This is a genomic window from Streptomyces sp. NPDC055025 (genome assembly GCF_053608565.1).
In genome coordinates this window covers 1-14,106 of record NZ_JBSGVS010000052.1, presented here as the reverse complement: position 1 = coordinate 14,106, position 14,106 = coordinate 1, and the positions used below count along the sequence as shown (strand labels likewise).

Sequence of the window (14,106 nt, the reverse complement as noted above, 5' to 3'; positions counted from 1 at the left end):
GGGGGGGGGGGGGGCGCCGTGGCGGGGGTGGGCGCCGACCCCGGCATCGGTTGTCGGCGGGGGAGCGGGTACGGCGGCTGGGGCCCCGTCCGCCGGGGCTCCGGCGGACGTCTCACGTGTGGTCGTCCAGGCGTCCCAGTCGGACAGGTCGGGGTCGGACAGCTCGGGCGGATCCGCGTCGCCGGGATCCGCGTCGGAGTCGCCGGGGTCCGCGTCGTACGGGCCGACATCGGAGTGCTCGCCGTCGAACAGCTCCGCCGGGGCCGGACCGTACGGCTCCGGATCATCCGGCGTGAACGGGTCCGGCCCGTCGTCCGTCCCGACGTCCTCCGCGTCCAGCTCGGACTCGGACTCCGCGCCCGACTCCGCGCCCGACTCCGCGTCCGACTCCGACTCCGGCGCGGTCGCGGCCTCGCCCTCCCGTCTCAGCAACTCCTCCATGTGCGCCAGGACCGTGTCCGCCGCCTCGCGGCGGCGGGCCAGGGACCGGGGGTCCAGCGGGAGGGGCCAGGCGTGGGGGGTGGTCTCCGCGCGCAGGGACGGGTTCTCGTCCGCCTCCTCCGGCGCGTCCGCCCACGCCTCGATCTCCCCGTAACCCGCCGCGCAGTGGTCGTACAGGGCGTGCAGAAAGTCCGACGGCCCGCGCGGGCGCTTCTGGGTCGGGCCCCACCAGTGGCCGGAGCCGAGCAGCAGGGAGCGCGGGCGGGTGAAGGTGACATACCCGAGCCGCAGTTCCTCCGTGTGCTGGTGCGCCTTCATCGCGTCCTTGAACGACTTGAGACCCTTCGCGTCCCAGGACGCCACATCCGGCAGCGTCGGGGCGTCGCCGCGCAGCGCGTGCGGCAGGACCTTCGGCTGGGACGTCCAGGCCTCGCGCGCCCGGCCGTTGGGGAACTGTCCCGCGACCAGTCCAGGTACGGCGACCACATCCCACTCCAGCCCCTTGGACTTGTGGGCGGTGAGGACCTTCACCGTGTTCTCGCCGCCCGGCAGCGCGTGGTCCAGGCCCTTCTCGTACTGCGCGGCCGTCCGCAGGAACGCCAGGAAGGCGAGCAGCCCCGCCTCCCCGTCGAGCGCGGCGAAGGAGGCCGCGACATCGAGGAAGTTGCTCAGCGTCTCGCGGCGGCGCGCGGCCAGGGCGTGCGGTGACGCGGACAGTTCGACCTCCAGGCCCGTCGTGGCCAGGACGCGGTGCAGGACGTCCATCAAGGGGTCGGCCAGGGACCGGCGCAGCTCGCGCAGCTCGGCGGCGAGCCGTGCGAACCGGACCCGCGCGGCGGCGGAGAAGGGCAGCCCGTCCGCCGGGGCGCCCGCCGGCTCCAGGAAGGTGTCGAGGGCGTCCGCGAGTGAGATGACCTCGGCGGGGTCGGTGCCCTCGACCGCCGCCGCCAGCCGCGCGTCGAGGTCGTCCGCCCCGTCCTCGCCGCCGCCCCGGTGGACCAGCAGCCGGGCCCTGCGGCCCAGCAGCGCGAGATCGCGCGGCCCGACGCGCCAGCGGGGACCGGTGAGCAGCCGTACCAGAGAGGCGTTGGCGCCCGGGTCCTGGAGGACCTCGCACATGGCGACGAGATCGGCGACCTCGGGCAGATGGAGCAGTCCGGACAGCCCCACGACCTCGACGGGTACGTCACGGGCCACCAGGGCGCCCTGGATCTCCGGGAAGTCCCCGGCCGTACGGCACAGCACGGCGATCTCGCCCGGCTCCTTGCCCGTGCGCACGAGATGGGCGATCGAGTCGGCGAGCCACTCGATCTCCTCCGTGTGGGTGGGGAGCAGGGCGCAGCGCACTCCGCCGTCGCGCTCCGCGCCGGGCGCGGGGCGCAGTGCCTCCACGCCCTCGTGCATCGCGCGCAGCGGCTCGGCGAGACCGTTGGCGAGGTCGAGGAGACGGCCGCCGCTGCGCCGGTTCTCACTGAGCGAGAACCGGGCGGCGGGGGTGCCGTCGGCGTACGGGAAATGCTCCGGGAAGTCGTCCAGATTGGCGACGGAGGCGCCGCGCCAGCCGTAGATCGCCTGGCAGGGGTCGCCGACCGCCGTCACCGCGTGCCCGGTGCCGCCGCCGAAGAGCCCGGAGAGGAGGAGCCGTTGGGCGACGGAGGTGTCCTGGTACTCGTCGAGCAGCACCACCCGGAACTCGTCCCGGAGAATCACCCCGACCTCGGCTCTCGTCGAGGCGAGTTCGGCGGAGAGCGCGATCTGGTCGCCGAAGTCGAGCAGATCGCGGGCGCGTTTGGCCTCGCGGTAACGCCCCACGAGGTCGAGCAGTTCACGGCGGGCGGCCACCGTCTCGGGCACCTTGCGCAGCTCGGCGTTGCTGAGCGGGGCGCCGTCCAGGGTGCGCAGCAGATCGCGGTCGTACGTGCCGAGCCTGTCCGTGCCCACGAGATGCTCGGCCAGCTCGGCATCGAGCGCGAGCAGATCGCTGACCAGGGCGGGGAGCGTCTTGGTCAGGGCGGGATACGGTCCGGGCGCCTCCCGCAGCACCCGCGCGGCGAGCTGGAAGCGGGTGGCGTCGGCGAGCAGCCGGGCGGTCGGTTCGAGTCCTATGCGCAGACCGTGGTCGGTGAGCAGCCGCCCCGCGAAGGCGTGGTACGTGGAGATACGGGGCTCGCCCGGGGGGTGGTCCGGGTCGATCACCTCGGGATCGGTGACCCCGGCCCGTACGAGCGCCTTGCGGACGCGTTCGGCCAGCTCGCCCGCCGCCTTGTTGGTGAAGGTGAGCCCGAGGACCTGCTCGGGGGCGACCTGTCCGCTGCCCACCAGCCACACCACCCGGGCGGCCATCACCGTCGTCTTCCCGGAGCCGGCTCCGGCCACGATGACCTGCGGGGCGGGCGGCGCCGTGATGCAGGCCACCTGCTCCGGGGTGAAGGGGATGCCGAGAAGCTCCTTGAGCTGCTCGGGGTCGGTGAGATGTACGGACACCCGGAGAGGCTATCCGCCACCACTGACAACGCTGACAGTGCTCGGCGGCCCGCTCACCCCGCAATGCCCGGCAGGCGGTTCGCTCCACGGCGCCCGGCAGGCGGTTCACCCCGCGACACCCGGCGGACGGTTCACTCCACGGTCCGTCCGCCCATGGTCCGTTCACTCCGCGACGCCCGGCAGGCGGTTCACTCCACGATCTGCCGGCCCTCCGGCCGTGCGCTGCACGAGGCGCGGAAGGCGCAGTTGGCGCAGTGTCCCCCGGTGGTGGGGGTGAACCGTTCGTCCAGTACACGTCCGGCGGCGGTGGTGAGCAGTTCGCCGACCCACTCCCCCGCGAGCGGCTCCTGCGCCTGGACCTTGGGGAGCTGCTCGCCGCCCTCCTTCTTGGGCGCGGACTGGCGCAGTTGTACGAGTTCGGCGCCGCCCGGCTCCGGACGGCGGCCGTCGAAGACCTCGTCCAGCGCGCCCTCCCGTACGGCGAGCTGGTAGACGGCGAGCTGGGGATGGCGGGCGACCTCGTCCTTGGTGGGAGCCTGCTTGCCGGTCTTGAAGTCGACGACATAGGCGCGGCCTTCGGTGTCCCGCTCCACGCGGTCCATGGAACCCCGGATACGCACCTCGTACGCGCCCGCTTCGAGGGTGACGTCGAAACCGTGCTCCGTGGCGGCGGGGACGCGTCCGCCGCGGTCCATGACATGCCAGCGCAGAAAGCGTTCGAGCGCGACGCGCGCGTGCTCCTTCTCCTGCTGGGACTTCCAGGGGGCGTCGAAGGCGAGCGCGTCCCACACGGAGTCCAGCCGCTCCATGAGGACGGCGAGATCGGCGGGGGTACGGCCGGAGGCGACCTCGTCGGCCAGGACATGGACGACATTTCCGAAGCCCTGGGCGGCGGTGGCGGGCTCGTCCGCCTTCACCTCCCGGCCCAGGAACCACTGGAGCGCGCAGGTGTTCGCCAACTGGTCCAGGGCGCTGCCGGACAGCGCCACGGGCTCGTCCCGGTCGCGCAGCGGGACGGCGCTGCGGGTCGGCTCGTACAGCCCCCACCAGCGGTGGGGGTGCGCGGACGGTACGAGCGGCTGGCCCTCCTCGTCACCGAGCGCCGCGAGCCGGGCGAGGCGGCGGGCGGCGGCGTCGCGCAGGGCCGGTGTCGCCTCCGGGTCGACGGTGGTGGCGCGCAGCTCCGCCACGAGCGCGGCGACGGCGAGGGGGCGGCGGGGGCGGCCGGTGATGTCCCTGGGCTCGACGCCGAGTTCGGTGAGGAAGCGGGAGGGCTGGTCGCCGTCGTCGGCGGGGGCCTTGACGGCGGTGACGACGAGGCGGTCGCGCGCGCGGGTGGCGGCGACATAGAAGAGGCGACGCTCCTCCGTAAGGAGGGCGCCGGGAGTCAGGGGCTCGGCGAGACCGTCGCGGCCGATCCTGTCCGCCTCCAGAAGGGAGCCACGGCGGCGCAGATCGGGCCAGAGACCCTCCTGCACACCCGCGACGACGACGAGCCGCCACTCCAGGCCCTTGGAGCGGTGGGCGGTCATCAGCCGTACGGCGTCGGGGCGTACGGCACGGCGGCTGAGGGTGTCGGCGGCGATGTCCTGGGCGTCCACTTCCTCCAGGAAGTTGAGCGCGCCCCGGCCCCCGGTGCGCTCCTCGGCGCGGGCCGCCGCGTCGAAGAGGGCGCACACGGCGTCGAGGTCGCGGTCGGCGTTACGGCCCGCGGCGCCGCCGCGCAGGGCGGACCGTTCGAGCCGGCCCGGCCAGGAAGTGCCGTCCCAGAGCGCCCAGAGCGCCTCCTGCGCGGTGCCGCCTCCTTCGAGCAGCTCCCGCGCCTTGCGCAGCAGTGCGCCGAGCCGCTGGGCGCCCCGGGCGTACGCCGGATCGTGCGCCACGAGCCGCTCGGGCTCGGCGAGCGCGCGCGCGAGCAGCACATCGGAGGAGGCGGGCACCCGGTTGCCCCCGGCCCGCTCCTCGTCGCGCAGCGCGCGCCCGAGCCGGCGCAGATCGGCGGCGTCCATACCGCCGAGGGGCGAGGAGAGGAGGGCGAGCGCGGTCTCGACATCGAGCGGACCGACGGCACCGGACGCGGCGCCCCGTTCGCCCTGTTCATCCCGTCCATCCCTTTCACCCCGTCCGTGCCGCTCGGGCGGGTCCTGGTCGGTGATGTCGTGGGCGGTGACGTCGTCTTCAGGCGTAGCACGGCCGGGCAGGCCCTCGTCCGGTACGCCCCGGTCCGACGCGTCCTGGTCCGACGCGTCCTGGTCGGGGGGGCGGTGGGCCTCCGCCTCCGCGGACTCTTCGGGCTCGTTCCGCTCCGGCCCGGACCGCGGACGGAGCGCGGCCTCGGCGACCGCCCGGAGCGCCGTCAGCAGCGGGGACACCGCCGGTTCATGGCGGAGGGGCACATCGTCGCCGTCCACCTCCAGGGGGACGCCCGCCGAGGTCAGGGCACGGCGGATGGAGGGGATGGTGCGACCGCCCGCCCGGACCAGGACCGCCATGTCGTTCCAGGGAATCCCGTCCTCCAGATGCGCGCGGCGGAGGATGTCGGCGATGTTCTCCAGCTCCGTCGAAGGGGTCGGGAACGTGTATGTCTCGACCCGGCCGCCCGCCCGGACCGGCACCGGCTCGCGGTGCGCCTGGACCTTCGCGGAAGGCAGCCGGGTGAGCGGCATACGGCGGGTGAGCAGCCGGGTCGCGGCGAGCAGCGCCGCGCCGGAACGGCGGGAGGTGCCGAGGACCGCCACCGGTGCCGGGCGGCCGTCCACGCGCGGGAAGGCGTACGGAAAGTCCAGGATGCCGTTCACATCGGCGCCGCGGAACGCGTAGATGGACTGGTCCGGATCACCGAAGGCGACCAGCGTGCGGCCCTGGCCGGCCAGCGCGCCCAGCAGCCGGACCTGCGCCGGGTCGGTGTCCTGGTACTCGTCGACGAACACCGCGTCGTACTGGGCGACGAGCCGTTCCGCGACCTCGCGGCGGCCCGCCAGCAGCACCGCCCGGTGGACCAGCTCCGCGTAGTCGAGTACGCCCTGCATGTCCAGGACGTCCAGATACTCCGCGAGGAAGGAAGCGGCGGCCGACCAGTCGGGACGGCCCGTGCGCCGCGCGAAGGCCGCCAGCGCGTCGGGACCGAGGCCCAGCTCGCGGCTGCGGGCGAGCACCGCCCGTACCTCGTCGGCGAAGCCGCGCGTGGTGAGACACGCGCGCAGCTCGTCCGGCCATCTCACGCGCCCCCGCCCCTCGCGCTCCAGCACGATCTCGCCCGCGAGCAGATCCCGTACGGCGACGTCCTGCTCGGGACCGGAGAGCAGCCGCAGCGGCTCGGTGAAGAGTTCGGCCTCCTGGTGCGCGCGGATCAGGGCATAGCAGAACGAGTGGAAGGTGGTCGCCTGCGGACCGCGCCTCCCGCCGAGCCGGACGGCCATCCGGTCGCGCAGTTCCACCGCGGCCTTGCGGCTGAAGGTGAGGACCAGGATCCGTTCGGGGTCCGTCCCGCGTCCGACCCGCTCCGCGACCGACTCCACGAGCGTCGTGGTCTTGCCCGTACCCGGACCGGCCAGCACCAGCAGCGGTCCCGAACCGTGGTCAACCACTCCGCGCTGGGCCGCGTCCAGCTCAGGGGGGTCCACCGGGACCGGCGGGGTACGCACCAGTCGGTACGCGCCCGGGATCCGCTGCCGTACCCGTCGGTGCGGGGTACGCCCGGTGAAGGAGAAGGAGGAGGAGCTCACGTGGGTCGCCGGTCCTGGAAGAGGTGCTGGTGGTGACGCGTGCCGATGACGCTACGCCGCCGGGCGGCCGGGACGCGGCCTGTCCGCGGCTCGCTCCGCCGTGCGGGAGGGTCGGTGGGAAGCCCCCGGCCACGAAGCGCGTGGCCACAGAGCCCGTGAGCGCGGAGTCCGTGGCCACGGAGCCCGTGATCTCGAATCCCGTGGTCGCGGGGTTCGTGGCCTCGGAACTCGTCGTCGCGATGCCTGTCGTAGCGGTGCCCGCCGTCGCGAGGACCATTTCCCCGGAGCCGGTTCACACGAGGACCACGCCCCCGGGGCCGGTTCGGTGGTCGCGCCGTGCGCCGGTTCGCGCGCCGTCGCGTGCGCCTTCGTCCGGTCCGTGTGGTCCTCAGCACCCCCGTGGCACATCCCGCCGCGGAGCCGAATGGCGGAAGCTGTCATATGTGAGCCACATCGTCGGCGTCCGCGCCCTCGCCGTCCCAGCGCGCCCGCTTCATGTCCAGCCGCGGCAGATGCCCCTCGGCGCTCCGCGCGGCCTCGCGCAGCGGAGTGCCCTCCTCGCGGTAGTGGTCCAGGGCCGTCAGCTCATGTCCCGGAAGCAGCACACCGTCCGAACGGACCACCCGCCACCAGGGCACGGCACCCCCGTAGAGGGCCATGGCGCGGCCCACCTGACGCGGTCCCCCCGCGCCGAGCCACTCCGCGACGTCGCCGTACGTCATCACACGGCCGGGCGGGATCAGTTCGGCGACGTCCAGCACCCGCTCCGCGTACTCGGGCAGCTCCGCCGGTTCACCGGGCCGGCCCGTGCCCGTTCCCTCGTCGTTCCTCATCCGCACCATCCTGCCGCACACCACCGACACCCCCGCCCGCCCCGTCGCCGGGCCGTTCCGGAGCGCGTCCGCCCGGTCACCCTGTGTACGTACAGTCGCAAAGGGGCGCATTCCGCCCGCCTCGAGCCCCCGCAATGCACCCTGATGCCCCCGTCTGTCGTCGGCTCGTGCCACCATCGTCCCGGCGGTGACTGGTGATACGAGATCAAGAAGAGACGGATTCGGTGGAGGAGCGGGCCGTGCAGCCGACTGCGACGGCCGGTACCTCCGGTGCTGAGCCGCGCCCGGACACGGCCGCCAGGGCACGTGCCGGGGTGACCGACGAACCCAGGACCGACGGGCTCAAGGCGGGCGGACTCCAGTCGAACGGAGGCCGGACCGCCGAGGCCCGTACCACCCTCCCCGACGGCACCCCGGCCGATGACACCCCGCCCAAGGACATCCCGGCCGACGACTGTGACACCGGCGCCACCCGCGTCGACCGTGTCTCGGGCGACGAACCACTCCTCGCGGCCCGTGTCCACCGGCCCTCCGATCTCCTGCGGCTGCTGATCGGCGTCCTGGCCATCGCTCTCCTCCTCGGCCTCTCCGCCTTCGCCCACGGCACCACCACCGGGCTGGAACAGGACATCACCAAGGGCACGGGCCAGGCCCCCGACCTGATGGTCAAGGTCGCGGGACTGGTCTCCAGCATCGCCGTGCTGCTCGTCCCCGTCGCCTTCGCGATCGAGCGGCTGATCAAGCGCGACGGACTGCGGATCGCGGACGGCGTCCTCGCCGCCGTACTGGCCCACGGGGTGACACTCGCCACCGACCTCTGGGTCGCCAGATCCGCCCCGGAGTCCATCCAGGACGCGCTGACCCGGCCCCAGCTCGGCACCGGGCTCACCGACCCCGTACATGGCTATCTCGCCCCCGTCATCGCCTATATGACGGCCGTGGGCATGGCCCGCAGGCCCCGCTGGCGGGTCGTGCTCTGGGTCGTGCTGCTGCTCGACGCCTTCGCCATGCTGGTCGCCGGCTACACCACCCCGTTCTCGATCGCCCTGACCGTGCTGATCGGCTGGAGCGTCGCGTACGGCACGCTCTACGCGGTCGGCTCGCCCAACGTACGGCCCACCGGGCAGACCCTGATGGCGGGTCTGCGCCATGTCGGTTTCCGCCCGGTCAGCGCGATGCGCGCCGAGGAGGCGTCCGACTCCGCCGAGCAGGGCGACCGGGGCCGCCGGTATCTGGTCACGCTGGAGGACGGACCGCCGCTCGATGTCACCGTCGTCGACCGCGAACAGCAGGCGCAGGGCTTCTTCTACCGGGTCTGGCGACAGCTCACACTGCGCTCCTTCACCACCCGTAGCTCCATCCCCTCCCTGCGCCAGGCGCTCGAACAGGAAGCGCTCCTCGCGTACGCGGCCATCGCCGCCGGGGCCAACGCCCCGAAGCTGATCGCCACCTCCGAGCTGGGCCCCGACGCCGTCATGCTGGTGTACGAGCACCTGGGCGCCCGGTCCCTGGACTCGCTGCCGGACCCGTCGATCACGGACGAGCTGGTACGGAACGCCTGGCACCAGGTGAAGTCGCTCCAGTCCCGCCGTATCGCGCACCGCAGGCTCACCGGCGACGCGCTCGTCGTGGACCGCTTCGGGAAGGTGATCCTCACCGAGCTGCGCGGCGGTGAGATCGCGGCGGGCGATCTGGTGCTGCGGATGGACACCGCGCAGCTCCTCACGACGATGGGCCTGCGGGTGGGCGCGGAGCGCTCCGTCGCCGCCGCCGTGGAGGTGATCGGCCCGGACGCCGTCGCCGACTGTCTGCCGCTGCTCCAGCCGATCGCGCTGAGCCGCTCCACCCGGGCGACCCTGCGCAGGCTCGCCCGTGAGCGGTCGCAGCGCGAGCGCGAGGCGGTGCTCGCGGCGTCCGAGACGAACAAGCGCCTCAGGGCCGCGGACATCGCCGCCGAGGACGGTGACCGCAAGGCCGTACGGAAGTCCCTGCGCGCGGAGAAGCAGGCCGAGAAGCGGGCGATAGACGACGCGCTCGACGAGGCGCGCGAGGAGGATCTGCTCTCCCAGATGCGGCGGCAGGTGCTGCTGATCAGGCCGCAGGCGCCGGTCGAACCGGTCCGGCTGGAGCGGATCAAGCCCCGTACGCTCATCAGCTTCATCGCCGGGGCGATCGCCGCGTACTTCCTGCTCACGCAGTTGACGCAGCTCGACTTCAACACGGTCGTCCGCCAGGCGCACTGGGGCTGGGTGGCCGCGGCGGCGGCGTTCTCGCTCCTCAGCTATGTCGCGGCGTCGATGAGCCTGCTGGGCTTCGTACCGGAACGGGTGCCGTTCCGTAAGACGGTCGCCGCGCAGGTCGCCGGTTCCTTCGTCAAAATCGTCGCCCCGGCGGCGGTCGGCGGTGTGGCGCTGAACACCCGCTTCCTCCAGCGCGCGGGGGTACGGCCGGGGCTCGCGGTGGCGAGCGTGGGCGCGTCGCAGCTCTTCGGGCTCGGCGCGCACATCCTGCTGCTGCTGTCCTTCGGCTATCTGACCGGTACGGAGAAGTCGGCCTCGCTCACCCCGTCCAGGACGGTCATCGCGGGGCTGCTGACGGTCGCGGTGCTGGTGCTGGTCGTGACCGCGATCCCGTTCCTGCGGAAGTTCGTAGTGACCCGGCTGCGCTCGCTCTTCGCCGGGGTGGTGCCGCGCATGCTCGATGTGCTCCAGCGGCCGATGAAGCTGATCACCGGTATCGGCGGGATGCTGCTGCTGACCGGTGTGTTCGTGATGTGTCTGGACGCCTCGATCCGGGCGTTCGACAACGGCAACCAGCAGCTCAGCTACGCGAGCATCGCGGTGGTCTTCCTGGCGGGCAGCGCGCTCGGCTCGGCGGCGCCGACACCGGGCGGGGTGGGCGCGATCGAGGGCGCGCTGACGCTGGGACTGATCGCGGTCGGACTGCCCAAGGAGATCGCCGCGCCGGCCGTGCTGCTGTACCGGCTGCTGACGCTGTGGCTGCCGGTGCTGCCCGGCTGGGTGTGCTTCAGCCATCTCACCCGCAGAGGAGAGCTCTAGAGGAGCGATCGTTCCGAGGAGCGATCCGGGATCCGACCCGACCGGACCACCGGACCGGACCGGCCTCCCGCGCCACTCGCATGGCCGCTGCCCCGCGCGGCCCGCTCCCCCGGAGCGCACGATGGGTCCATGCCGACCTCCACCACCCGGCGCGGCACGGCACTCGCCGCTGTCACCGCCGCCGCACTGCTGGCCGCCACCGGTTGCTCCGGCAGCGGGAGCTCCGCCGAGGGCACCAGCTCCAACGGCGGCAGGGCGAACAGCACGGCCGTGCCCAAGAACCTGGGCTCCCAGCGGCTGCGCTGGACGGCGTGCCCGGTTCCCTCGACCGCCGAGGGCGGCGGTACGGCACCGTCCCCGCTGCCCGGTGGTGCCCAGTGGCAGTGCGCCTCGATGAAGGTCCCCCTCGACTACGCCAAAGCGGGTGGCAGAACGATCGAACTGGCCCTCATCCGGGCCCCGGCACGTGACAAGGCCCGGCGGATCGGCTCGCTCATCTTCAACTTCGGCGGCCCCGGGGGTTCCGGCATCACCGGACTGCCGTCCTTCGCACCGGACTACGAGAAGCTCCGGGCCCGTTACGACCTGGTCAGCTTCGACCCGCGCGGTGTGGGCCGCAGCGACCCCGTGAAGTGCAAGGACGACAAACAGCTCGACGCGTACTACGCCCAGGACGCGACCCCGGACGACGCCGCCGAGGTGAAGACCTTCACCCAGGGGCTCGCCTCCTACGCGGCGGCCTGCGAGAAGCGCTCCGGCCGCTCACTCCCGTATGTGGGCACGACCAACGCCGCCCGTGACATGGAGCTGATGCGCAAGGTCCTCGGCGACAAGAAGCTGTACTACTTCGGCATCTCGTACGGCACCGAACTGGGCGGTGTCTACGCCCACCTGTATCCGAAGTCCGTCGGCCGCGCGGTCTTCGACGCCGTCGTCGACCCGTCCCAGAACGCCGAACAGGGCTCGCTCGGCCAGACGAAGGGCTTCCAGCTCGCCCTCGACAACTTCGAGAAGGACTGCGTGGCGCGCGGCGACGCCTGCCGACTGCCCGGCAGCACGCCGAAGCAGGTCGAGGGATTCATCACCGGACTGCTCACCCGGCTCGACAAGAAGCCGGTCGCCGGCATCGGCAACCGCAAGCTGACCCAGACCCAGGCCACCAACGGCATTGCCCAGGCGCTCTATTCGAAGCAGTTCTGGCCGTATCTGGAACAGGGGCTCGACGAGGCCGACGGCGGGAACGGCGCGCTGCTGCTCGCGCTGTCCGACGCGATGAACGGACGTGACGAGTACGGCAGGTACAGCAATCTCCAGGCGGCCAACGCGGCCGTCAACTGCGTGGACTCCAAGGAGCGTTACACGCTGGAGCAGACCAAGGCGAAGCTCCCCGAATTCCGGAGGGCGTCGCCCGTCTTCGGGGACTTCCTGGGCTGGGGTCTGATGAGCTGTTCCAAGTGGCCGGTCCCCGGGCAGTGGACCCACCCCGACGTCAGCGCGCCCGGCTCGGCGCCGATCCTCATCGTCGGCAACACCGGTGACCCGGCGACCCCGTACGCGGGCGCGAGGGCGATGGCCGAGGCGCTGGGCAAGGGCGTCGGGGTCGAGATCACGTACCACGGCCAGGGCCACGGCTCGTACGACAGCGGAAACCCCTGTGTGCAGGGGGCCGTGAACAACTATCTGCTGAACGGCACCGTGCCCGCGGCGGGAACGGTGTGCCGCTAGGCCGTGCCGCTGGGCCGTGCCACCCACCGGGCCGTGTGGCCGGGCCGGCCGCTGGGCCCTTCGCCAAGACCTGCCGCCGGGCCCCTGTCGCGAAAGCGGCGCCGTCCGCGCGGACTCCGCCCTCGTGGCGGCCTGGACCTCGGTTGTCCTCCACCCCCGGACGGGCTTGAATTGCCCGATGCCCAGACGTTTCCGGATAGCCACCCTGTCCATGCTGTCAACGGGATTGCTGCTGACCGGCGCACTCACCGCATGCGGCGGAGGTACGGACGACACCCCGTCCGACGCCAAGGCCGCTTCCCCGGTCACCGCCACCACCGCCCCGGGGACGGACCGGGGGCAGGGCGCGGAAGCCGGACCGGCGGTCCCGGCGCTGCTGCCGGCCGCGTTCGTCTCGCAGCGGCTCGAATGGGGACGGTGCGCGGCCCCCGAGAAGGCACGGGGCAGCGCCGCGAAGGCTCCGGGCTCCGGCTGGCAGTGCGCCACGATGCGGGCGCCCCTCGACTACACCGAGCCGGCCGGCGAGACCATCGGTATCGCCCTGATCCGCTCGGCCGCGCGGGACAAGGACCGCCGGATCGGCTCGCTCCTCTTCAACTTCGGCGGGCCCGGCGGCTCGGGCGTCGCCGCGCTGCCCGGCGCGGCCGGCCTCTTCGACGAGCTCCACGCCCGGTACGACCTCGTCGGCTTCGACCCTCGCGGAGTCGCCGAGAGCTCCGGGGTGGTGTGCCGGGACAACCAGCAGACGGAACGGTCCCTCCGTATCGACTCCACCCCGGACACCCCGGCCGAGGAGAAGGACTTCCTCGACGACTCGGCGGCCTTCGGCGCGGGCTGCGTGAAGCGTTCGGGACGGGTACTGCCGTATGTGGGGACCACCAGCGCCGCGCGGGACCTGGATCTGATGCGCCAGGTGCTCGGGGACCGGAAGCTTCACTACTTCGGCTTCTCGTACGGCACCGAACTGGGCGCGGTGTACGCCCACTTGTTCCCGTCGAAGGCCGGGCGGCTCACCCTGGACGCGGTGGTCGATCCGACGGCCGACTACATCGGCCACTCCCGCAACCAGGCGACCGGCTTCCAGCGCGCCCTGGACAACTACTTCGACAGCCGTGACATCAGCGCGAGAAGCGGTACGGCGCGGGTGGTGAAGCTGCTCGACCGGCTGGACCGCGAGCCCCTGCCCACCTCCATGGGCCGTACGCTCACCCAGGGCCTCGCCCTGACCGGCATCATCAGCCCGCTGTACGGCGAGGAGAGCTGGCCCGAGCTGACGGACGCGCTGGAGAGCGCGGAGGACGGCGACGGCACCGGACTGCTGCGCCTGGCCGACTCGTACAACGACCGTGACGCACAGGGCCGTTACGGTGTCTCGCACCACGCCCAGCGCGCCATCTCCTGCGCGGACGCCAAGGGCCGGGTGGACGCGGCCGAGGTCAGATCCCGGCTGCTGGCCGACTTCAGCGAGGTGTCGCCGGTCTTCGGCCCCTATCTGGCGTGGGATCTGGCGGGCTGGTGCGCGCGGTGGCCGGTCGCGGGTGAGCACGAGACACCGGAGGTGGCGGCGCCGGGCGCGGACCCGATCCTGGTGATAGGCGGCAAGGGCGATCCCGCGACCCCGTACGAGGGCTCCGAGCGGATGGTCGCGGAGCTGGGCGAGGGCGTCGGCGTCCATCTCACCTTCGAGGGTGAGGGCCATGGCGCGTACACCACGGGGAATCCGTGTGTCACGCAGATCGTGGACGACTACTTCCTGCGCGGCGAGGTCCCGGAGTCCGGGAAGAGCTGCGCGTAGGTCCTCCGCGTGACGAAGGGGCCGGTCCACCCGAGGGTGGACCG

6 protein-coding genes are annotated in these 14,106 nt (G+C 72.8%); 3 read left to right on the top strand and 3 right to left on the bottom strand.

What is annotated here, in order from left to right; translation table 11 throughout:
• From ACWGDX_RS28070 to ACWGDX_RS28060, 3 genes are all read right to left on the bottom strand, one after another.
• Positions 1–2,925, bottom strand: a 2,925-nt coding sequence (locus ACWGDX_RS28070) for a UvrD-helicase domain-containing protein (protein WP_453629943.1), incomplete at its 3' end; no start/stop codon positions are given.
• 188 nt (positions 2,926–3,113) lie between these two features.
• Positions 3,114–6,650, bottom strand: a complete 3,537-nt coding sequence (locus tag ACWGDX_RS28065; protein WP_453629941.1) for an ATP-dependent helicase — start codon at positions 6,648–6,650, stop codon at positions 3,114–3,116.
• A 437-nt stretch (positions 6,651–7,087) separates the two neighbouring features.
• Positions 7,088–7,483 (bottom strand): MGMT family protein, encoded by a 396-nt coding sequence (locus tag ACWGDX_RS28060; protein ID WP_453629939.1) that lies wholly within the window; start codon positions 7,481–7,483, stop codon positions 7,088–7,090.
• Positions 7,484–7,722: 239 nt separating this feature from the next.
• On the opposite strand from ACWGDX_RS28060, the gene ACWGDX_RS28055 reads away from it, so the two are divergent.
• From ACWGDX_RS28055 to ACWGDX_RS28045, 3 genes are all read left to right on the top strand, one after another.
• A complete protein-coding gene (locus tag ACWGDX_RS28055; RefSeq protein ID WP_453629937.1) occupies positions 7,723–10,542 on the top strand; it encodes a lysylphosphatidylglycerol synthase domain-containing protein in 2,820 nt (939 codons plus the stop codon).
• A 129-nt stretch (positions 10,543–10,671) separates the two neighbouring features.
• Positions 10,672–12,267: an alpha/beta hydrolase gene (locus tag ACWGDX_RS28050; protein WP_453629935.1), complete on the top strand. Its 1,596-nt coding sequence runs from the start codon at positions 10,672–10,674 to the stop codon at positions 12,265–12,267.
• Between the two features lie 178 nt (positions 12,268–12,445).
• Entirely contained in the window at positions 12,446–14,062 is a 1,617-nt protein-coding gene (locus ACWGDX_RS28045; protein WP_453629933.1) for an alpha/beta fold hydrolase, read from the top strand.
• Positions 14,063–14,106: the final 44 nt, after the last annotated feature.